Genomic DNA, 20,621 nt, shown 5'->3' on the forward strand with positions numbered 1-20,621 from the left:
TGCGAAGAACGCGCGGTGTCAGGAAAGTCGATGGAAGAGCCCCAGGGTGTGTGCGGGGTGAAAAAAAGGGGCGACGCCGGCCGTCCGGTTGGGGGCCGGCGTCGCGGTGATCCGGTGGGATCAGAACTGGCCGGCCTCCGTGGACCCGCTGAGGGCCAGGGTGGAGGCGTCCGGGTTGAGGGCGGTGGAGATGGCATCGAAGTAGCCGGTGCCGACCTCGCGCTGGTGCTTGGTGGCGGTGTAGCCGCGGGCCTCGTCGGCGAACTCGCGCTCCTGGAGCTCCACGTAGGCGGACATCTGGCGCTCCTGGTAGCCCTTGGCCAGGTCGAACATGGAGTGGTTCAGGGCGTGGAAGCCGGCCAGGGTGATGAACTGGAAGGTGTAGCCCATGGCGCCGAGTTCGCGCTGGAACTTGGCGATGGTGGCATCGTCCAGGTTCTTCCTCCAGTTGAAGGACGGCGAGCAGTTGTAGGAGAGCATCTGGTCCGGGAACTCGGACTTGACGGCCTCGGCGAACTGCTTGGCCAGCTCCAGGTCCGGGGTGCCGGTCTCCATCCAGATGAGGTCGGAGTACGGGGCATAGGCCTTGGCGCGGGCGATGCAGGGCTCGATCCCGTTGCGGACCTTGTAGAAGCCCTCGGCGGTGCGCTCGCCCGTGATGAAGTCAGAATCGCGCTCGTCCACATCGGAGGTGATCAGGGTGGCGGCCTCGGCATCGGTGCGGGCGATGACCACGGAGGGGACATCGGCGACGTCGGCCGCGAGGCGCGCGGCGTTCAGCGTGCGGATGTGCTGGCCGGTCGGGATGAGGACCTTGCCGCCCAAGTGGCCGCACTTCTTCTCGGAGGCCAGCTGGTCCTCCCAGTGCACGCCGGAGGCGCCCGAGGAGATCATGGACTTCATCAGCTCATAGGCGTTCAGCGGACCGCCGAAGCCGGCCTCGGCATCGGCGACGATCGGGACCAGGTAGTCGTCCACAGTCTGGACTCCCTCGGCGAACTCGATCTGGTCGGCGCGCATCAGCGCGTTGTTGATGCGGCGGACGACCTGCGGGACCGAGTTGGCCGGGTACAGGGACTGGTCCGGGTAGGTGTGGCCGGAGAGGTTGGCGTCGGCGGCGACCTGCCAGCCGGAGAGGTAGATGGCGCGCAGCCCGGCCTTGACCTGCTGGACGGCCTGGTTGCCGGTGAGGGCGCCCAGGGCGTTGGTGTAGGAACCCTCGGCGTGCTCACTGGTCAGCTGCTCCCACAGCTTCTCCGAGCCGCGGCGGGCCAGCGTGTGCTCCTCCTGGACGCGGCCGCGGAGCTTGACGACGTCTTCGGCGGTGTAGGTACGCTCAGTGGTGGCCCAGCGGGAGTTGTGGTCCCAGTCGTGCTGGATCTGCTCGGCGCTGGCCGGGGTGTGCTGGGTGTTCTGCTCGGTCATGGCAGTCTCCTTCGGGGGTCTGCGCGGCGTCCTGACTGGTCACCGCGCCCACCGTGATGGTGCTGATCTGGGATCTCGAAGTGATGTGTATCGCTTCGTTGAGATCCAGTCTTGACGCTCCGATGGTGATTTCGGTGGGAATCCCAGAGAAAATAGCCATCATTTGTAGCTTTGGTCAGAAAGTTCGTTCTTTGACGCTTGAAATGCCATGAGGTAGGGAGCCTGGCCAGCCAATCGAAAATCGAGGATCTTCTTGACCATTGACGGCCGGAGTCATTCCCCGGTCGGCGGCCATCCTGTGGCCAGCTCCAGGGCATACGTCTCCGCATCGGCGAATCCGATGACCTGGCGGGGTGATCCGGCGACGACGGTGGGCTGGACCGCTTCGAATGTCCCTGCGGGGGCTAGGGCCTCGGCCACCGATCGGGCCGGGAGCAGTGCCCGGAACTGTGCCCAGGTCGGCGGCATCAGCCGGTGCCGGCCGGCCTGGAAGTCGGCCAGGGCCTCGGCCGCCGTCGTCCACCGGCTGGCGATGCCCTCAAAGGACAGCGTTCCCGGCCGTTGACCGTCCGGCAGGGCTGCGGCGAAGAAGTACGTGTCGTACCGTCGCGGCGGGCCCTCGGGGGTGATCCACCGGGAGAGGGGTCGCAGGCCGTGGACGTCGGGCCGCAGTCCGTGCTCGGACAGGAGGCCGCCGAAGTCCAGCTCGAGCCGTTCGACGCGCTCGCGGGTGTCGGTCGGCAGGTTCGTCAGCAGCTCGGGGTCCACCGGGGTGCCGTCCCGGTGCCGGGCCAGCAGGATGCCGGTCTCCTCGAAGGTCTCCCGCACGACGCCGGCCAGCACCTTCCCGGCCCCGTCCGGTTCCAGCCCCAGCAGCCGCCCCCAGGCGTGCAGGTCCGTACCGTCCCAGAGGGCCGGGTCCAGGTCGTCCGTGTCATCGATGCGTCCGCCCGGAAAGGCCGAGACCCCGGCGCTGAAGTCCAGGGCGGTGGAGCGGGTGATGGTGAAGATCTCCGGCGCGTGTCCGGCCGGCCCCTCGCGGAGCAGCAGGACGGTGGCCGCCTGCGGGACGGGCTGGACAGGGGGAGAGATCATGCCGATGCTCCGTTGCGGTCGAGGGAAATGGTGTGCCGGTGTCGAATTCGGCGCCGGTCCGGTTGGCGATGCCGCTGGCCGGTGGCGGCGTTCCTATCCGATCAGGGAGCGAAGGGCCATGCCGGCCAGGATATCCCCGGCGCGCTGGCCGTCCGCGGCCCCGGGGGTGCGGAGTGGCGCCGAGTCGGCGCTGTGGGGCGTGGAGTTCAGCAGGCCGAAGGTGCCCAAAAGGCGGACCTGGCGCTCGCCGTCGTCGAGCTCGGGGCGCAGCGAGGCAAGCACTCCGTCCCAGAGCTGGACGTACTCACGCTGCAGCCGGCGCACGGCCTGGTTGTCCTCGGGGATGAGGGAAGGCAGCTCGCGGTCCTGGATGCGGATGACATCCGGGTCCGTGGTGGCGAACTCCAGGTGGAAGCGGACCAGTCGTTCCAGGGTCTGGGCCGGGTCTGCCGTCGAGCTCTCGGGCCCGGCCTCCGCCAGGATGGCGCGGCATCCCGCCAGGAGCCGCTCCGAGGCGTCCACGAGGATCTCGGCCAGCAGGGCATCCTTGCTCGCGAAGTGCTTGTAGAGCGCGGGGCCGCTCATGCCCACGGCCTCGCCCAGGTCCGTGGTTGAGACTGCGGCGAAGCCGCGCTCGGCGAAGAGCCGTGCCGCTGATTCCATCAGCGCCGTGCGTCGATTGGCCTTCTGGGTCGCTCGCCACGTTGCCGTCATCGTGCTCCGTCCCGGTCTCTCTGCTGACTACTGAAGCAAGCATAGACAATTTCGGTTACTGACCGATAACCTGTTTTTAGTTACTGATTGCTAACCCAAAGGACGGCGCTGTCGATGTCGACAACATACCCAGACCTGATTGCCGAACTGCGTGAGCGGCGGGCCACCGCCGCCCTCGGCGGCCCGGAGCGATCCCGCCTCAAGCACACGGAACGCGGCAAGATGCTGGCCAGGGACCGCGTGGATACCCTGTTGGATGAGGGAAGCCCCTTCCTTGAGGTGGCACCGCTGGCCGGCTTCGAGCTGTACGGCGGAGACGCTCCGGCAGCCGGGGTGGTGGCCGGCATCGGGCTCGTCGAGGGCCGCCAGGTGATGATCGTGGCCAATGACGCCACAGTGAAGGGCGGGACCTACTACCCCATCACCGTGAAGAAGCACCTGCGCGCCCAGGAGATTGCGGCTGAGAACCGGCTGCCCTGCATCTACCTCGTCGACTCCGGGGGTGCCTTCCTGCCGATGCAGGACGAAGTCTTCCCGGACCGGGACCACTTCGGCCGCATCTTCTACAACCAGGCAAGGATGTCCCGGGATGGCATCCCCCAGATTGCCGCCGTCATGGGCTCCTCCACCGCTGGCGGGGCCTATGTCCCGGCCATGAGCGATGAGACCGTGATCGTGCGGAACCAGGGCACCATCTTCCTCGGGGGACCGCCGCTGGTGAAGGCCGCCACCGGCGAGATCGTCACGGCCGAAGACCTGGGTGGCGGCGAGGTGCACTCCAAGGTCTCCGGCGTCACAGACCACCTCGCGGAGAACGATGAGCACGCTTTGCAGATCGTCCGGGACATCGTCGCCACCCTCCCGGACACTCCGGCGCTTCCCTACGTCCCGGCGGCCGTGGTGGAGCCCGAGCAGGCGCCGGAGACCCTCACCGATGTGGTCCCCGTTTCCCTCACCATCCCCTATGACGCCCGGGAGATCATCGCCCGCACCATCGACGCGGACAGCTTCCACGAATTCAAGGCCGAGTACGGCACCACCCTGGTCACCGGCTTCGCCCGAATCCATGGCCACCGCGTGGGCATCCTCGCCAACAACGGGGTCCTATTCGCCGAGTCCGCCCTCAAAGGCGCCCACTTCATCGAACTGTGCGAGCAACGCAAGATCCCCCTGCTGTTCCTGCAGAACATCAACGGGTTCATGGTGGGCCGCGAATACGAGTCCGGTGGCATCGCCAAGCACGGCGCGAAGATGGTCAACGCGGTGGCCACGGCCTCCGTGCCCAAGCTGACCGTCGTCGTCGGGGGCTCCTTCGGGGCCGGCACCTACTCGATGTGCGGCCGCGCGTACTCCCCGCGTTTCCTCTGGCTGTGGCCGAACGCGAGGGTCTCCGTGATGGGCGGCCCGCAGGCCGCCTCCGTGCTGTCCACCGTGCGCCGCGATCAGATCGAGGCCGACGGCGGTACCTGGAGTGCCGAGGAGCAGGCCGACTTCGAGACGCCCACGCGCGAACAGTACGAACGCCAGGGCAGCCCGTACTACTCCACCGCCCGGCTCTGGGACGACGGCATCATCGAGCCGGCCCAGACCCGCGACGTCCTGGGCCTGGCCCTGGATGTCGTCATGCGGGCGCCCTCCGACAGCACCGCCCAGACCCCCGCCGGCCATACGTCGTCCTTCGGCGTCTTCAGGATGTGATCGTGATGTTCAGAACTGTCCTCATCGCCAACCGCGGCGAAATCGCCTGCCGCGTGATCCGCACCCTGCGCTCGATGGGCATCCGTTCGGTGGCGGTGTACTCGGACGCCGACGCCGGAGCCCGCCACGTCCGCCTGGCCGACGCAGCCGTGCGGCTGGGCCCGGCCCCCGCGGCCCAGTCCTACCTGGACATCGACGCGGTCCTGGCCGCCGCCCGCTCGACTGGGGCCGAAGCGATCCATCCCGGCTACGGTTTCCTGGCTGAGAACGCCGGCTTCGCCCAGGCCTGCGATGACGCTGGCATCGTCTTCATCGGCCCGTCGGCCGAGTCGATCCGGGTGATGGGGGACAAGATCACGGCCAAGAACGCCGTGGAAGCCCGCGGGGTCCCCACCGTGCCCGGCATCGCGAAGCCGGGTATGACGAACGAGGAACTGGCCGCGGCGGCCGGGGGCATCGGATACCCGCTGCTGATCAAGCCCTCCGCCGGGGGCGGCGGCAAGGGCATGCACGTGGTGGAGTCCGCAGAGCAGCTGGCCGGCTCCCTGGAGGCCGCCCGGCGTGAGGCCGCCGCGAGCTTCGGAGACGACACCCTGTTCCTCGAGCGCTACGTCCTGACGCCGCGGCACATCGAGGTGCAGATCCTCGCCGACGCCCACGGCAACGTGATCCACCTCGGCGAACGTGAGTGCTCGCTGCAGCGCCGCCACCAGAAGGTGATTGAGGAGGCACCATCCCCCCTGCTGGATGAGGCCACTCGGGCCCGGATCGGCGAGGCCGCCTGTGAGACGGCGCGCTCCGTGGGCTACCGCGGCGCCGGCACGGTCGAGTTCATCGTTCCGGCGGACGCTCCGGACGAGTTCTTCTTCATGGAGATGAACACCCGCCTGCAGGTGGAGCACCCGGTCACCGAGGAGGTCACCGGGGTCGATCTGGTGGAACAGCAGCTGCGTGTGGCCGCCGGCGAGACGCTGGAGCTGGAGCAGGACGACATCGTCCTGGACGGCCACTCCATCGAGACCCGCATCTACGCCGAGGATCCCGCAGCCGGCTTCTTGCCCACCGGGGGGCTGGTGGAACACGTCCGGCACCCCGAGGGTGAGGGCGTCCGTGTGGATACCTCCCTCGAGGACGGCCTGTTGGTCTCCGTTGACTACGACCCGATGCTCGCGAAGGTCATCACCTGGGGGCGGGACCGTGAGGAGGCCCGGCGGCGGATGGTCGCCGCCCTGGAGGACACCGCGGTCGTCGGGTTCACCACCAACGTCGAGTTCCTGCGCGCCCTGCTGGAGCTGCCGGACGTGGTGGACGGAAACCTGGACACGGGGCTGATCGCCCGCGAGTTCAATGGCCTGGAGTTCGCGACGCCGGGGGAGCGCGAGTTCCGGGAGGCGGCCCTGCTGATGGACGCCGCACGGGGCTCCTCGGCCGACCCGTGGCGCCGCCGTGACGGCTGGCGCCTGGGCGAGTCGGCCCCCCGCCGGTTCCCGCTGGTCGCCGCGGACGGCACCACCCACACGGTGCTGCTGTCCGGCACCGTGGACGCCCCCGCCGTGGTCTCCGCGGCGGACACCAAGCCCGACGCCGGCCGGACCGCAACGCTGCCCGCACTCGTCACGCGCCGGGGGCAGGAGGTCGCCGTCACGATCGGCGGCGTCGGGCGCAGCTTCACGGCCGTCGTCGGACCCGAGGGGGTTCAGCTCACCCGCCGAGGGGCGCTGTTCGACATCCGCCGGGTGCGCGCAGACCACAGTGTCCACGGTGAGGCGGAGTCCACTCCGACCCTGACCTCCCCGATGCCGGGGACCGTCCTGGTGACCTCGGTCGAGGACGGTACCACCGTGGTCGAGGGGGATCCGGTGCTCGTGGTCGAGGCCATGAAGATGGAACACGTCATCCGCTCCACGGTGGCCGGCACGGTGGCCCTGAACGCCGCCGTGGGGGACGCCGTCTCCCGGGGCCAGGTGCTCGCGGTGATCACCCCGGAGGCCACTGAGGGGACCGACGGCGGGGACGGGTCTGACGTGAGCAGTGCGCACACGGAGAACCCGGAAAGCCCGGAGAAGGAAGGGAGCGTCGCGTGAGTGAGAAGCGCATCGTCCAGCGGGGACTGTACTTCGATGAGATGGAGGAGGGAGCCGTCTACGTCCACAGCCCCGGCCGCACGGTGACCGAGGCGGACAACGTCCTGTTCACCACCCAGACCATGAACACCCAGTCCCTGCACCTGGATGCGGCGTGGTCCGCGGACACCGAGTTCGGCGAGCCGCTGGTCAACAGCATGTTCACCCTCTCCACGCTGGTCGGACTGTCCGTGGCGCAGCTGACCCAGGGGACCATCGTGGCCAACCTCGGCTTCAGCGAGGTGACGTTCCCGGCGCCCATGCGGCACGGGGACACGCTGTACGCCGAGACTTTGATCCTCGGGAAGCGGCGCTCGCGGTCCCGTCCTCACCAGGGGATCGTGGAATTCGAGCACACGGCCCGCAACCAGGACGGGGTGGTGGTGGCCGTGGCGAAGCGATCCACGCTGATGCAGGTCTCCCCGGAGGCGCTCGCGGCCGAGGGTGTGGCATGAGCGGTTTCTCGTTCGGACCGTCCATACTCTTCTGCCCGGCCGACCGGCCCGAGCGGTACGCCAAGGCGGCCGCCGCAGCTGACGCGGTGATCCTCGATCTGGAGGACGCGGTCGCGCCGGCGGACAAGGCTGCGGCTCGGGAGCATGTGGTCGAGTCATCCTTGGATCCGGCGACGACCATCGTGCGGGTCAACCCCGTCGGCGGCGAGACGGCCCGAGAGCATGAGTTGGACCTCGTCGCTCTGGCCGGCGGGCCGTATCGAGTGCTGTTGGTTGCCAAGGTTGAGGATCCTGCTCAGCTGGACCACCTGCAGGAGGCCGGTTACTCCGTCATCGCGCTCTGCGAGACGGCCGCCGGAGTGGAACGGGCGTTTGAGATCGCCCGGCACCCGGCCGTCGTCGCGCTGATGTGGGGGGCCGAGGACCTGGTGGCGAGCATGGCCGGCAAATCCAGCCGCTTCGCAGACGGACCGCGCGCCGGCCAGTACCGCGAGGTGGCCCGCTATGCCCGGTCCCGGGTGCTGGTAGCCGCCAATGCCGCCGGGAAGGTGGCCATGGACACGGTGTTCATGGACATCGCCGACCTAGTTGGGCTGCAGGTGGAGGCCGAGGATGCGGTGGCGTCCGGCTTTGCCGCGACCGCCTGCATCCACCCGTCGCAGGCCGCCGTGATCAGCATGGCCTACGCTCCGAGTGCCGAGGAATCTGAGTGGGCCCGGGCCGTGCTGGCCGAGTCCAAGGTGCAGCCGGGGGTCTTCCGGTTCCGCGGGCGGATGGTGGACGAACCGATCCTGCGGCAGGCGCGTCGAATTATGGGGTGAACCCCGAGACGCGGATGTGACGTAGGCCCGGACCCCCCCCGCTGGGGCACGGGTCTCCGTGCAGGGTCAGCGCAGCAGGGCGTCGGTGTACTCGATTGCCGCAGAGCCGTGAACAGCCATGGCTGGCGCTGCGCCGCCGTCGGGATGGACCTCTTCTTCTCGCCGTCGCAGTTCCACGCGGCGGATCTTTCCGGAGATGGTCTTGGGCAGATCATGGAACTCGAGGCGGCGGATGCGCTTGTACGGAGCGAGGTGCTCCCGGCAATGCTGGAGGATGGCTCGGGCAGTCTCCTCGTTTGGCTCCCAGCCCTCCGCCAAGCGGACGTAGGCCTTGGGCACCGCTAGCCGCAGTGGATCTGGGGAGGGCACCACAGCTACCTCGGCCACCGCCGGGTGCTCGATGACCGCTGACTCGAGCTCGAAGGGGGAGAGGCGGTAGTCGGAGGCCTTGAAGACGTCGTCATTGCGGCCTACGTAGGTGATGATCCCGTCTATGTCTCGGCTGACGATGTCGCCCGTGTGGTAGACGCCGTCGCGGAAAGCCTCGGCCGTCCGCTCCGGGTCTCCCCAGTATCCGACAGTCAACCCGACCGGCCGCGGGTCTAGCCGGAGGCATAGTTCTCCGGTATCGGACGCCTCGTCACCTGTATCCGGGTCGATGAGGACGACATCGTAGCCGGGCAGTGGCCGTCCCATGGCGCCCGGCCGGACGGGCTGTCCTGGGGTGTTGGCGACCTGCAGGGTGGACTCTGTCTGGCCGAACCCGTCGCGGATCTGGGTTCCCCAGGCCTTCTCAACTTGTGCGATGACCTCGGGGTTCAGCGGCTCTCCAGCCGCCACGACCTTGGTGGGAGGGGTCTTGAGCTGGGTGAGGTCGGCCTGGATCAGCATCCGCCAGACGGTGGGCGGCGCGCAGAAGCTGGTGACGCCTTCCTTCTCCATCTGACTCATGAGGGCCGAGGCGTCGAACCGTCCGTAGTTGTAGAGGAACACGGTGGCCTCGGCGATGAAGGGTGCGAAGAAGTTGGACCAGGCATGCTTGGCCCACCCGGGGGAGGCCACGTTGAGGTGCACGTCGCCGGGTTCGAGTCCGATCCAGTACATCGTGGACAGGTGGCCGACCGGGTAGGACGTGTGGGTGTGCTCCACGAGCTTGGCCTTCGACGTGGTGCCGGAGGTGAAGTAGAGCAGCAGCGTTTCATCAGCGGCCGTGGGCTGGCTGAGGTGGAACCGTGCGGGGGCGTTGAAGGAATCGGCCCAGTCATGAACCGAGCACCGCGTGGATGAGCCGTCGGTGCGCTCACCGATCTGGATGATCTGGAACTCGCCCGGGACCTCGTCGAACTTGGGTGTCTCGGCGCCGGTGGTGACCACCCAGGAGGCCTCACCCCGCCCGATGCGGTCCGCCAGGTCGGACGCTCCGAGCATCACGGTCGTCGGGATCACCGGGGCTCCCAGGCGGAAGCAGGCCAGCATGACTTCCCACAGTTCGATCTGGTTGCCCAGCATCACGATGACTCGATCCCCCCGCTGGACGCCGAGGGTCGTGAGCCATGCGGCGACCTGATGAGAGCGCTCAGAGAGATCCCGGTAGCTGCGCCGTTCCGAAGTGCCGTCCTCCTCGACGATCACCACGGCCGGCTGATCGGCGCGGGATCCTGAGGCAATGTCCTCGATCCAGTCGGCCGCGAAGTTGAAGTGCTCGAACTGCGGCCAGGTGAAGGTTGCATGGGCCTGGTCCGGATCGGTGCGGCACGCCAGTAGCTGGTCGCGGGCCTGCCGGAAGGTGTCGGCGGCGGACTGCGTCATGGGGACCTCTCTCAGTCACGGGATGATGTGTGACGCCAGGCTACTGATGTGGTGACGCCTCCCACATTCGAATCCTGCCAGAGATTGAGCCGTGTGGGCGGCCTGTCGTGATGCCGCGTCGCTACCGGGCGCGGGGGCCCATGATGCCGCAGACCGGGGCCGGCCAGGAGTAGTTGGCCTGATCAGCGGCGAGGAGGCGGTCATAGGCTGAAGCTACGTCGCCGGGAAACTCCACGCCGCGACGGCTGTCCAAGTCGACGTGCACCAGGACGGTCTCGAAGATGCAGGCGAGCAGGTCCTTCTCGCGATCCATGATCAGCGCGACGAGGTGACAGACCTTGGAGCTGCGTTCCAGGATCCGAACATGGGCGGTGATGGGCGTGCCGAGGTGCATTTCCTGCAGATAGGTCAGGTGCTGCTCTGCCGTGAAGACCCCCATGCGGCGGTCCGCGCGATACTCGTCATCGATGCCCAGCTCGCGGACGATCTGGTCCGTCGACAAGCCGCCGAGGTCCAGATAGTGACGGATGTTCATGTGCCCATTCCTGTCGATCCAGTCCTGGTGGACTTGGTCTGTCCAGGACACCGGGACGTGGAGGACTTCCTCAGCGCTCGGAACGGCATTGACAACGGCCATGAAGAACTCCTCGGCGTAGATGCGAGCGACTGGATGCTTCGTGACTGAAGGTTGATCAGGCCGATCCGGGCTGGTCCGGGCGGCTTTCCGCAGAGTGCAGTGACCACTCTTCGTCGAACTACCGATCTTGCCTTCAAACTCAATCGATTGGAAGACCTAGTAATTACTAGGAAGCCCTAGTATCTTGGTCCGCAGATCGAATATCACCCCGTGTCGAGGAGAGCGCTCCATGAAGGTTGTCGTATTGGCGAAACAGGTTCCGGATACCTGGTCGGATCGGAAGATCGACCTGGAGTCAGGGCTTTTGGACCGTGCCGCGTCCGAGCCGGTGCCGGACGAGATCAATGAGCGGGCGCTGGAGAACGCGCTGGCGTTCAAGGACGAGAACAAGGACACCGAGATCGTGGTGGTGGCCATGGGTCCGGAAGATGCCACCAAGACGCTGCGCAAGCTGCTCTCGATGGGCGCGGACTCCGCCGTCCTGATCTCCGATGCGGCCCTGGCTGGTTCGGACATGGTGCAGACCGCACGGGTGCTGGCCGCCGCGATCGAGAAGGTCGGCGGTGTCGATCTGGTGGTGGCGGGCAACGAGGCCACCGATGGCCGGGGCGGGATGATCCCGGCCATGGTCGCCGAGGTGCTGGGGTTGCCGGTGCTGCCGGGCCTGGACGAGATCCAGATCGCCGCGGACAAGGTTTCGGGTGAGGCCGTCGTCGACGGCGGTGCGCTGCAGGTGTCTTCCGGTTACCCGGCGGTGGTCTCGGTGACGGAGAAGACGGCCGAGCCCAGGTTCCCGAACTTCAAGGGAATTATGGCGGCCAAGAAGAAGCCGATGGAGAACTGGTCACTGACGGACCTGGGCATCCAGGCCGGCCCGGAGGCCGCCTCCGTCCGCTCGGTGATGGTCTCCGCCGCCGCCCGCCCGCCGAAGGAAGCCGGCCCGAAGGTCGCCGATGATGGCACGGCGGCGGCACAGCTGGCCGAGTTCCTGGCCACGAACCGGCTCATCTGAGCCCGGCGAGCCCTGATCTGATCTGAGAACCGCACGAGACTTTTGAGCTGAAGGAAGCACACACATGGCGAACGTTGGAAATGTACTGGTCCTGATCGAGACCACCGCCGAAGGGACCCCGAAGTCCACGGCGGCGGGCCTGCTGGGGGCCGCTGCCGGTCTGGGTACCCCGGTGGCGGTGGCGGTGACCGCCCCGGGGCAGTCCGGGAATCTGGCTGCCGAGCTGGGAGCCCTGGGCGCGGCCCACGTGTACTTGGCGGAGTCGGAGTCCGCTAACACCGAGTTGGGGTCCGCCGCCGTGGGTGCCCTGGCTGATGCGGTGCAGGCGTTCTCGGCGCCCGTCGTCCTGGCCTCGGCCACGAATGACTCCAAGGCGGTGGCCGGTCGGCTGGCGATCGTGGCCGGCGGGTCCGTGGCCAGCGATGTCGTCGGTATCGCCTACGACGAGGAGGGCCAGGAGGTCATCGCTTCCCACGCGGTGTTCGGTGGGGACTTCACCACCGAGTCCACCATCGAGGGCGGCCTGTTCATCGCCACCGTGCGCCCCGGCTCGATCGAGGCCCGTGCCGAGGCCGTGGCCTCCCCGGAGGTGACGACGGCGGCGGTGTCCACGCAGGCCGCGAAGGGCGCCGTGATCGATGCGGCCCATGAGGCTCCGGCGTCCTCGGACCGCCCGGCGCTGCGGGGGGCCAAGGCCGTGGTCTCCGGTGGCCGTGGGGTGGGCTCAAAGGAGGCTTTCTCCGTGGTCGAGGACCTGGCCGATGTGCTCGGCGCGGCGGTGGGTGCCTCCCGCGCCGCGGTCGATGCCGGCTACGTCCCGCAGTCCTACCAGGTCGGTCAGACCGGTGTGACGGTGACCCCGCAACTGTATGTGGCCTTGGGGATCTCCGGGGCCATCCAGCACCGGGCCGGAATGCAGACCTCCAAGACGATCATCGCGATCAACAAGGACGAGGACGCCCCCATCTTCGAGGTCGCGGACTTCGGGATCGTCGGCGACGTGTTCACCGTGGTCCCGCAACTGATCGAGGAGATCGGCAAGCGCCGCAACTGATCCTCGCCGGCCCGACGCCCGCAGAGCACCACGGCCTGCGGGCGGCGCTGGCCGGACCGGCCTCATCCTCCCGGCGCATCGGGCGCACCGTGATGATCCCCTCAGAAGGACTGAATACCACCATGAGCAGCGAGCAGAACCCGGGACAGTCTCCGGCACGGCGCCGGATGGCCGGCTACACACCGCCGGCAGCGCAGCCCGCGGCGCCGGCCGCCGAACACGAGGCCCCAGCACCGGCCGTGTCTGCGCCCGAGGCCACGGCCCCTGAGACACCGGTGCCAGAGCAGCCGGAACAGGTCTCCGCGGCCCAGACCCCGACCTCGGCTGAGCAGGCGGAACCGGCCTCCGCGGCCCCGGCTAACCGGCCGGAGCAGACGCCCGAGCCGGCCGTGATGGACGCCCCCGCCCGGAAGCGCCGCATGGGCGGCGCCCCGGCGGCCCTGCCGCCCACCGGTCAGCCCACGACGCCGGTCCCGGCACCTGCCGCTGCGGCTCCGGCTACCACGGCGGCCGAGCCCTCCTCCACGGTGGAGCCTTCCTCCATGGTTGAACCGTCCGACCAGAAGGGCGATACTCCCGGATCCAGTCCGGCCGACTCGATGCAGTCCGCCCCAGCCTCGTCCACACCGACGCGAAAGCGCCGGATGGGCAGCGCCCCGGCTCCGGCTGCAGCCGCCGCGCCCACCGCGCCCATCGATCAGGACGCATCACCGACCGGCCAGGAAACCTCAGCCACCCAGCCTGCCGCTGGTGAACCGACGGCGTCCCCGGCCACCCCGGCTGCATCGACCGCGCGGACAATATCAACCGCGCCGGCAGCTCCGTCCGCTGGTGCACCGAAACGCCGCATGGGCAGTGCTCCAGCGGCTCAGGCCACCACCCCGTCAGCACCGGCGCCTGAAGCCCCGGCCACCGGGACCGGAGAGGCAGCGCCCCCGAAGAAGCGGATGGGCGGGGCCCCGGCTCCAGCCAAGACCCGCATGGGTGGCGCCCCGGCCTCCGGGAGGGCGGCTTCCACTGCGGCTGCCACCGCCTCGGCGGGCTCCGCGACGCCCACGGCGGCGTCCGCTGCCCCCGCAGCCTCCACCACTGCCCCCGCCGCCTCCAGCACCGCCACCACTGGGGCCGCCGCTCCGACCGCCTCGGTCACCCGGCCGTCGTCGGGCAGGGCGGGGACCCCGGGACCGGCCGGTGCGGCGACTCGGAAGAAGGCAGCCCGCCCGTGGGTGAAGCCGGCCCTGATCATCGGCGGCCTGGTGATCGTGGCCGTCGCCGTGGTTCTGGGTGCCCGCTGGCTACGGACCCTGGAGGGGGTGCAGGAGTTCATCGCCACGTATGACGGTCATTCCACCCAGCTGGAGGCGGCCCCGGAGGGTATGCCCTGGTGGATGGGCTGGCAGCATTTCTTCAACATGTTCCTGATCGTGCTGATCATCCGCACCGGCCTGCAGGTCCGCAACGAGCGCAAACCCCCCGGGTACTGGACGGCCAAGAAGGGCTCGTTCTTCTCCCCGAAGGGCAATACTCCCAAGAAGGTGTCTCTGACCCAGTGGCTGCACCAGTCCCTGGACGTGCTCTGGGTCCTCAACGGGCTGGTCTTCATCATCCTGCTGTTCGTCACGGGCCACTGGATGCGGATCGTGCCCACGGACTGGGACGTGTTTCCGAACATGCTCTCCGGAGCCATCCAATACGCCTCCCTGGACTGGCCCACCGAGAACGGCTGGGTGCACTACAACGCCCTGCAGACAGTCGCCTACGGGTTCACCGTGTTCATCGCCGCCCCACTGGCGATCCTCTCCGGCATCCGGTTCTCCACCTGGTGGCCGGACAACGCCGAGAAGCTCAACAAGATCTACCCGGTCGAATGGGCCCGGGCCACCCACTTCCCGGTGATGCTCTACTTCGTGGGCTTCATCATCGTGCACGTGTTCCTGGTGTTCTTCACCGGGGCCCTGGCCAACCTGAACCACATGTACACCTCCCGCGACGTCGTGGACTGGTGGGGCCTGGTGATCTTCCTGGTCTCCCTCGTGGTCATCGCCGCGGCCTGGTTCCTGACCAAGCCGATGTTCACCACTCCCATCGCCGCCCGCATGGGCAAGGTCTCCAAGTAACTCCCGCAGCCAACCCGCGATCCGGGCGTGGCCACGCACAAAGGACGGACAGCATGCTTCGCATCACCGAAGACCAGCAGGCACTCGTGGACGCCGTCCGCGACTTCGCCACCGAGCGCATCGCCCCGCACGCCCTGGAGTGGGACGCCGAGAAGCACTTCCCGGTCGACGTCCTGGCTGAGGCGGGTGAGTTGGGCCTCGGTGGTATCTACGTGGATGAGGCCCACGGCGGTGCCGGTCTGGAACGCAAGGACGCCGTCCTCATCTTCGAGGAGCTGTCCAAAGCCGACCCCGCCCTGGCCGCGTACATCTCCATCCACAACATGGTGGTGTGGATGATCGACTCCTTCGGCACGGACGAGCAGCGGGCGAGATGGGTCCCGGAACTGGTCACCATGAAGCAGTTGGGAAGCTACTGCCTCACCGAACCTGGCGCCGGCTCCGATGCGGCGTCCTTGGCCACCCGCGCCGTCCGGGACGGGGACGACTACGTCCTCAACGGAGTCAAGCAGTTCATCTCCGGCGCCGGCGCCTCCGAGTACTACGTGGTGATGTGCCGGACGGCGGACACCGGATCCAAGGGCATTTCCACCCTCGTGGTCCACCAGGACACCCCGGGGCTCTCCTTCGGTCCGAACGAGAAGAAGATGGGGTGGAACACCCAGCCCACGCGCCAGGTGATCTTCGAGGACGCTCGCGTCCCGGTCGCCAACCGTCTCGGCGAAGAGGGCGACGGCTTCCACATCGCTATGAAGGGGCTCAACGGCGGCCGCATCAACATCGGAGCCTGCTCTTTGGGCGGCGGACAGGCGTCCCTGGAGAAGGCCACCGCCTACCTTAAGGAACGCACCGCCTTTGGGGCTCCGCTGACCACCAAGCAGTCCCTCGTCTTCGATCTGGCCGAGATGGACATGAATCTCGAGGCGGCACGCACTTTGTTGATGCGTGCGGCAGATGCCCTGGACCGCGAGGATCCGGATACTGTCCGCCTCTGCGCCATGGCCAAGAAGGTCGCCACAGACGCCGGCTTCGAGGCCGCCAACACGTCCCTCCAACTCCACGGCGGCTACGGCTACCTGCACGAGTACGGAGTGGAGAAGATCGCCCGCGACCTCCGCGTCCATCAGATCCTCGAGGGATCCAACGAGATCATGCGACTGATCGTCGGCCGCATGCTCGTCGACGGCTGAAAGGACACCCATGAGCACCGATACGCCCACACCTGAAACACAGCCCGAGGTCATCGTCCGCCGCGCCGGGCGACTGGGCCATCTGATCCTCAACCGCCCGAAGGCGCTGAACTCTCTCACCCACGGCATGGTGAAGACCATCAAGGCCACCCTGGAGACCTGGAAGGATGATGCGTCCGTCGCCACCGTCCTCATCTCCGGCGCGGGGGAGAAAGGGCTGTGCGCCGGCGGTGACATCGTCTCCGTCTATCGCTCCATCATCCAGGGGCGCCCAGAGGACGGCGACGTGTTCTTCGCGGACGAGTACGCCATGAACTCCCTCATCGCCGAGTATCCCAAGCCCTATGTGGCCTTCATGGACGGCATCGTCCTGGGCGGTGGCGTCGGTGTCTCCGCGCACGGCTCGCACCGCATCGTCACCGAGCGCACCCGTCTGGGGATGCCGGAGACCGGCATCGGCTTCTTTCCTGACGTCGGCGGGGCCTGGCTGCTCTCGCGCGCTCCCTCCGGCTTCGGTCACCACATGGGTCTGACCTCCACGCACGTGACCGGTGCCGACGCGCTGGCCCTCGGCTTCGCCGACCACTACGTGGAGTCCTCCCAGCTGGAGCAGCTGGCCACCGCGCTGGAGACCACCGGCGCGGAGGAGGCCATCGCCGCGGTCGCCGCCACGGGTGCTGCGGTGCCCGAATCCCCGCTGATGCAGCAGCGCGACTGGATCGAGTCCGCCTACGCGCAGGACACGGCCGAGGGGATCGTCGCCACACTCCAGGCCCATGGCGACCCGGCGGCGACCGAGGCCGCATCCGCGATCCTGGCCAAGTCGCCGACCTCCGTGAAGATCACCCTGGAACTCATCCGCCGGGCCGCTCAGATGTCCACCGTGCACGAGGTGTTGGCGCAGGACGCCACCGTGGGCCACCACCTGCTGCGCGGTCACGATATGCGCGAGGGCATCCGTGCCCAGCTCGTGGACAAGGACCGCAATCCGCAGTGGGACCCGTCCACCCTTGAGGGCGTCCCGGCGGACTCCGTCTTCTCAGCCTTTGACCCCGTGACCTCCGGGTCCCGCAACTGACCATTCAACTCCAGGAGAACCTGACATGACCGAGAACACCGCAGCCACCGTCACCTCCCCCGGAGCCGACGCAGCCGGAGGCCCGGCCGGGTTGCCGACCATCGCCTTCATCGGCCTGGGGAACATGGGCGGCCCGATGGCTCACAACCTGGCGGCCGCGGGCTACCGGGTCATCGGATTCGACCTGGTCCCCGAGGCCCTGGAGAAGGCCCAGGCGGCCGGCGTCGAGATCGCATCCTCCGGTGCCGAAGCCGTACGTAGCGCGGCAAGCACGCCGCGAAGCCTCGTCATCACCATGCTGCCGGCCGGCCGTCATGTGGTGGGTGCCCTGAAAGGCTCCGACGGCGCCGACGGCCGGGACCCGGTTGATGGCCTGCTGGCCGCAGCGGCTCCCAACACCCTGTTCATGGACTGCTCCACCATCGCGGTGGAAGACTCGGTGACGGTCCGCGAACTCACGACGGCGGCCGGGCACCGGGTGCTGGACGCCCCGGTGTCCGGCGGCACGGTCGGGGCCGAGGCGGGCACGCTGGCGATGATGGTCGGGGGTGACGCGGCAGACGTCGCCGAGGCCATGCCCGTGCTCGAGGTGGTCGGCAAGAGGATCGTGCACTGTGGCCCCGCCGGCAACGGCCTGGCCGCCAAGGTCTGCAACAACATGATCCTCGGAGCCTCCATGATCGCCGTGTCCGAGGCCTTCGTGCTGGGGGAGAAGCTGGGCCTGAGCAACGAGGCCCTGTTCGACGTGGCCTCCAACGCCACCGGCCAGTGCTGGGCGCTGACCACCAATTGCCCGGTTCCCGGACCCGTGCCGACCTCCCCGGCCAATCGCGACTTCAAGCCTGGATTCGCCGGCGCCTTGATGGCCAAGGACCTCGGGCTGGCCAAGAGCGCCATCGAGTCGACCGGTATCGAAGGCCGCATGGGCCTGCTGGCCGAGGAAATGTATGTGGCCTTCGCCGAAGGTGAGGGTGGCACCAAGGACTTCTCGGGGATCATCGAGCTGATCCGCGAGAAGTCCACCTCCGCCGCCTGAGACCCTAGACCAGAGAAGAACAAGGAACACCATGACCTCTGACAACAGCACCGCAGACAGCACCTACGAAACCATCCTGACCAGCATCTCCGGACGCGTCGCCACCATCACGCTGAACCGGCCGAAGGCCCTGAATGCCCTCAACCTGCAGCTCACCGACGAGCTGCTCCGGGCCGCCGAGGGCTTCGACGCGGATCCCGAGATCGGCGCCATCATCATCACCGGCTCCGAGAAGGCCTTCGCTGCCGGGGCGGACATCAAGGAGATGGCCACCCGTACCTTCGCCGATGTCTACGCGGCGGATCTCTTCGGAGCCTGGGACCGGCTCGCCGCGGTGCGCACCCCGGTCATCTCGGCCGTGGCCGGCCACGCGCTGGGCGGCGGCTGCGAGTTGGCGATGATCGCGGACATCATCATCGCCGCGGACAACGCGAAGTTCGGCCAGCCGGAGATCAAGCTCGGCATCATCCCGGGCATGGGCGGCTCCCAGCGGCTCACCCGGGCCATCGGCAAGTCCAAGGCCATGGAGATGGTCCTGACCGGGCGGACCATGGGGGCCGACGAGGCCGAGCGTTCCGGGCTCGTGGCCCGCGTGGTCCCCGTGGCCGCGCTGGCCTCCGAGGCCGCTGAGCTGGCCGCGACTATCGCGGGAATGTCCAAGCCCATCGCGATGATCGCCAAGGAGTCCGTCAACCGCTCCTACGAGTCCAGTCTGAGTGAGGGGCTGCTCTACGAGCGCCGGATGAATCACGCCTGCTTCGCCACCGAGGATCAGAAGGAAGGCATGGCCGCGTTCGTGGACAAGCGCCAGGCGACCTTCACCCACCGCTGAGTTTCGAGAAAGAGGAACACCATGACTGAGATCATCCTGGACGATCGAGCGGCAGGCATCCTGGCCGGCGTCGAGCAATTGCTGTGGATTGACGGGCGCGCCACTGAGGCCTCGACCGGCGAATGGCGGGACGTGCGCAACCCGGCCCGGCGCGGTGAGGTCATCGGCCGGGTGCCGGCCGCCGGGGTCGAGGATGTGGACCGCGCGGTGGCCGCCGCGCGTCGGGCCTTCCCGGACTGGCGCAGTGCGCACTTCACGGGCCGGGCGAAGGCGCTGCTGGCCATCGCGGACGACATCGAGGCCGAGGCCGAGAAGTTCGCCCAGCTCACGGCCCTGGACACCGGCAACGCCCTGCGCTCCCAGGCCCGTCCCGAGGTCACCACCCTGGTGTCCCTGTTCCGTTACTTCGCCGGTGTGGCCGGGGAGGCCAAGGGCGTCACCCTGCCGGCGGGGGACCAGCAGCTGCAGTACACCCGCCGGGAGCCGCTGGGCGTGGTCGCCTGCATCCTGCCGTGGAACTCCCCGCTGATGATCGCCGCCTTCAAGGTCCCGGCCGCCCTGGCGGCCGGGAACACGGTCATCCTCAAGGCCGCGGATGACGCGCCCCTGACCATCCAGTACCTGGCCCAGGTCTGCCAGCGGCACGTGCCGGCCGGCGTCGTGAACTCCCTGACCGGGCGCGGCTCCGTCATCGGCAACGCACTGTCCACCCACCCGGGCGTGGACAAGGTCTCCTTCACGGGCTCCACCGAGGTGGGCCGCGGGGTGGCCGCGCAGGCCTCCGAGCGGCTGGCGCACCTGTCCCTGGAGCTGGGCGGCAAGAACCCGTCCATCGTGTTCCCGGACGCGGTCGAGGACGAGGGCATCCTGGACGGGTTGATGCTCTCCTCGCGCTTCGCCCGGCAGGGCCAGTCCTGTACCGCCGGGTCCCGGTTGTTCCTGCACGAGGACATCTATGACGAGATGCTGGAGAAGCTCGCCGGACGCCTGGGGGCGATGGTTGTCGGCGACCCGCTGGACGAGGCCACGGACATGGGCGCGGTCATCAACCAGTCCCAGTTCGACCAGATCTCTGGCTTCCTCGAGGACGGCCGGAACCACCCGGACCTGACCACCGTGCTCGGTGGCTCCGCGCCCACCGAAGGCCCGCTGACCGAGGGCTTCTACCACGTGCCGACCATCTTCGGCGGGGCGCGGAACGACTTCCGGCTGGCCCAGGAGGAGATCTTCGGACCCGTCCTCGTCGCGATCAAGTGGAAGGACGTGGACGAGGTCATCCAGATGGCCAACGAGTCCCACTACGGGTTGGCCGCCTACGTCTGGACCCATGACCTGGACAACGCCCTGAACACCGCGCATCGGATCGAGTCCGGCTGGGTGCAGGTCAACCAGGGCGGCGGCCAGGTGGTGGGCCAGTCCTACGGCGGGTACAAGCAGTCCGGCATGGGCCGAGAGGCCTCGCTGGAGGGCATGCTCGAGGGCTTCACCCAGATCAAGCAGATCAACGTCAAGCTGCGGGGTTGAG

At 68.3% G+C, this 20,621-nt stretch carries 17 protein-coding genes; 12 read left to right on the forward strand and 5 right to left on the reverse strand.

What is annotated here, in order from left to right:
• Positions 1 to 120: 120 nt before the first annotated feature.
• From aceA to C8E99_RS13860, 3 genes are all read right to left on the reverse strand, one after another.
• Positions 121 to 1,425: an isocitrate lyase gene (gene aceA, locus C8E99_RS13850; protein WP_115932786.1), complete on the reverse strand. Its 1,305-nt coding sequence runs from the start codon at positions 1,423 to 1,425 to the stop codon at positions 121 to 123.
• Positions 1,426 to 1,698: 273 nt separating this feature from the next.
• Entirely contained in the window at positions 1,699 to 2,520 is an 822-nt protein-coding gene (locus tag C8E99_RS15945; RefSeq protein WP_170144618.1) for an NUDIX hydrolase, read from the reverse strand.
• Between the two features lie 93 nt (positions 2,521 to 2,613).
• On the reverse strand, positions 2,614 to 3,234 hold the full coding sequence (locus tag C8E99_RS13860) for a TetR/AcrR family transcriptional regulator (protein WP_115932787.1): 621 nt from the start codon (positions 3,232 to 3,234) through the stop codon (positions 2,614 to 2,616).
• A gap of 114 nt (positions 3,235 to 3,348) precedes the next feature.
• Here C8E99_RS13860 and C8E99_RS13865 point away from each other — a divergent pair, with 114 nt between their 5' ends.
• The 4 genes from C8E99_RS13865 to C8E99_RS13880 are packed head-to-tail and all read left to right on the forward strand — an operon-like array spanning position 3,349 to position 8,331.
• Positions 3,349 to 4,932: a carboxyl transferase domain-containing protein gene (locus C8E99_RS13865; RefSeq protein WP_115932788.1), complete on the forward strand. Its 1,584-nt coding sequence runs from the start codon at positions 3,349 to 3,351 to the stop codon at positions 4,930 to 4,932.
• A gap of 5 nt (positions 4,933 to 4,937) precedes the next feature.
• Complete coding sequence (locus tag C8E99_RS13870) at positions 4,938 to 7,016, forward strand: acetyl-CoA carboxylase biotin carboxylase subunit (protein WP_170144675.1); 2,079 nt, start codon at positions 4,938 to 4,940, stop codon at positions 7,014 to 7,016.
• Between the two features lie 41 nt (positions 7,017 to 7,057).
• Positions 7,058 to 7,510, forward strand: coding sequence for a MaoC family dehydratase (locus C8E99_RS13875; protein ID WP_425452931.1), 453 nt, complete (start codon positions 7,058 to 7,060; stop codon positions 7,508 to 7,510).
• Positions 7,507 to 8,331, forward strand: coding sequence for an HpcH/HpaI aldolase/citrate lyase family protein (locus C8E99_RS13880; protein ID WP_115932790.1), 825 nt, complete (start codon positions 7,507 to 7,509; stop codon positions 8,329 to 8,331). The genes C8E99_RS13875 and C8E99_RS13880 overlap by 4 nt, the downstream gene beginning before the upstream one ends.
• Before the next feature lie 66 nt (positions 8,332 to 8,397).
• On the opposite strand, the gene C8E99_RS13885 is transcribed toward C8E99_RS13880, so the two are convergent.
• On the reverse strand, positions 8,398 to 10,140 hold the full coding sequence (locus C8E99_RS13885) for an AMP-binding protein (RefSeq protein WP_115932791.1): 1,743 nt from the start codon (positions 10,138 to 10,140) through the stop codon (positions 8,398 to 8,400).
• Positions 10,141 to 10,261: 121 nt separating this feature from the next.
• Complete coding sequence (locus C8E99_RS13890; RefSeq protein ID WP_115932792.1) at positions 10,262 to 10,777, reverse strand: thioesterase family protein; 516 nt, start codon at positions 10,775 to 10,777, stop codon at positions 10,262 to 10,264.
• Positions 10,778 to 11,006: 229 nt separating this feature from the next.
• Here C8E99_RS13890 and C8E99_RS13895 point away from each other — a divergent pair, with 229 nt between their 5' ends.
• The 8 genes from C8E99_RS13895 to C8E99_RS13940 all read left to right on the forward strand — a co-directional run bounded on the left by C8E99_RS13895 (position 11,007) and on the right by C8E99_RS13940 (position 20,620).
• Entirely contained in the window at positions 11,007 to 11,789 is a 783-nt protein-coding gene (locus C8E99_RS13895) for an electron transfer flavoprotein subunit beta/FixA family protein (protein ID WP_115932793.1), read from the forward strand.
• A 64-nt stretch (positions 11,790 to 11,853) separates the two neighbouring features.
• Positions 11,854 to 12,843, forward strand: coding sequence for an electron transfer flavoprotein subunit alpha/FixB family protein (locus C8E99_RS13900; protein WP_115932794.1), 990 nt, complete (start codon positions 11,854 to 11,856; stop codon positions 12,841 to 12,843).
• Positions 12,844 to 12,965: 122 nt separating this feature from the next.
• Positions 12,966 to 14,960 (forward strand): cytochrome b/b6 domain-containing protein, encoded by a 1,995-nt coding sequence (locus tag C8E99_RS16275; RefSeq protein ID WP_245952358.1) that lies wholly within the window; start codon positions 12,966 to 12,968, stop codon positions 14,958 to 14,960.
• Between the two features lie 53 nt (positions 14,961 to 15,013).
• A complete protein-coding gene (locus C8E99_RS13920; RefSeq protein ID WP_115932797.1) occupies positions 15,014 to 16,150 on the forward strand; it encodes an acyl-CoA dehydrogenase family protein in 1,137 nt (378 codons plus the stop codon).
• Between the two features lie 10 nt (positions 16,151 to 16,160).
• Positions 16,161 to 17,228 (forward strand): enoyl-CoA hydratase/isomerase family protein, encoded by a 1,068-nt coding sequence (locus tag C8E99_RS13925; protein ID WP_115932798.1) that lies wholly within the window; start codon positions 16,161 to 16,163, stop codon positions 17,226 to 17,228.
• A 25-nt stretch (positions 17,229 to 17,253) separates the two neighbouring features.
• Positions 17,254 to 18,264: a 3-hydroxyisobutyrate dehydrogenase gene (gene mmsB, locus C8E99_RS13930; RefSeq protein ID WP_115932799.1), complete on the forward strand. Its 1,011-nt coding sequence runs from the start codon at positions 17,254 to 17,256 to the stop codon at positions 18,262 to 18,264.
• 31 nt (positions 18,265 to 18,295) lie between these two features.
• Entirely contained in the window at positions 18,296 to 19,096 is an 801-nt protein-coding gene (locus tag C8E99_RS13935; protein WP_115932800.1) for an enoyl-CoA hydratase, read from the forward strand.
• 21 nt (positions 19,097 to 19,117) lie between these two features.
• Positions 19,118 to 20,620 carry an aldehyde dehydrogenase family protein gene (locus C8E99_RS13940; protein WP_115932801.1) on the forward strand — a complete coding sequence of 501 codons (1,503 nt, stop codon included), beginning with the start codon at positions 19,118 to 19,120 and terminating at the stop codon, positions 20,618 to 20,620.
• Position 20,621 lies beyond the last annotated feature (1 nt).

This window comes from Citricoccus muralis (assembly GCF_003386075.1).
GTDB classification, from domain to species: Bacteria; Actinomycetota; Actinomycetes; order Actinomycetales; family Micrococcaceae; genus Citricoccus; species Citricoccus muralis.

Excerpts from the sequence above, each read along its gene's own strand:
- aceA (WP_115932786.1), bottom strand. The coding sequence starts at position 1,425 with ATGACCGAGCAGAACACCCAGCACACCCCGGCCAGCGCCGAGCAGATC.
- C8E99_RS15945 (WP_170144618.1), bottom strand. The coding sequence starts at position 2,520 with ATGATCTCTCCCCCTGTCCAGCCCGTCCCGCAGGCGGCCACCGTCCTG.
- C8E99_RS13860 (WP_115932787.1), bottom strand. The coding sequence starts at position 3,234 with ATGACGGCAACGTGGCGAGCGACCCAGAAGGCCAATCGACGCACGGCG.
- C8E99_RS13865 (WP_115932788.1), top strand. The coding sequence starts at position 3,349 with ATGTCGACAACATACCCAGACCTGATTGCCGAACTGCGTGAGCGGCGG.
- C8E99_RS13870 (WP_170144675.1), top strand. The coding sequence starts at position 4,938 with ATGTTCAGAACTGTCCTCATCGCCAACCGCGGCGAAATCGCCTGCCGC.
- C8E99_RS13875 (WP_425452931.1), top strand. The coding sequence starts at position 7,058 with ATGGAGGAGGGAGCCGTCTACGTCCACAGCCCCGGCCGCACGGTGACC.
- C8E99_RS13880 (WP_115932790.1), top strand. The coding sequence starts at position 7,507 with ATGAGCGGTTTCTCGTTCGGACCGTCCATACTCTTCTGCCCGGCCGAC.
- C8E99_RS13885 (WP_115932791.1), bottom strand. The coding sequence starts at position 10,140 with ATGACGCAGTCCGCCGCCGACACCTTCCGGCAGGCCCGCGACCAGCTA.
- C8E99_RS13890 (WP_115932792.1), bottom strand. The coding sequence starts at position 10,777 with ATGGCCGTTGTCAATGCCGTTCCGAGCGCTGAGGAAGTCCTCCACGTC.
- C8E99_RS13895 (WP_115932793.1), top strand. The coding sequence starts at position 11,007 with ATGAAGGTTGTCGTATTGGCGAAACAGGTTCCGGATACCTGGTCGGAT.
- C8E99_RS13900 (WP_115932794.1), top strand. The coding sequence starts at position 11,854 with ATGGCGAACGTTGGAAATGTACTGGTCCTGATCGAGACCACCGCCGAA.
- C8E99_RS16275 (WP_245952358.1), top strand. The coding sequence starts at position 12,966 with ATGAGCAGCGAGCAGAACCCGGGACAGTCTCCGGCACGGCGCCGGATG.
- C8E99_RS13920 (WP_115932797.1), top strand. The coding sequence starts at position 15,014 with ATGCTTCGCATCACCGAAGACCAGCAGGCACTCGTGGACGCCGTCCGC.
- C8E99_RS13925 (WP_115932798.1), top strand. The coding sequence starts at position 16,161 with ATGAGCACCGATACGCCCACACCTGAAACACAGCCCGAGGTCATCGTC.
- mmsB (WP_115932799.1), top strand. The coding sequence starts at position 17,254 with ATGACCGAGAACACCGCAGCCACCGTCACCTCCCCCGGAGCCGACGCA.
- C8E99_RS13935 (WP_115932800.1), top strand. The coding sequence starts at position 18,296 with ATGACCTCTGACAACAGCACCGCAGACAGCACCTACGAAACCATCCTG.
- C8E99_RS13940 (WP_115932801.1), top strand. The coding sequence starts at position 19,118 with ATGACTGAGATCATCCTGGACGATCGAGCGGCAGGCATCCTGGCCGGC.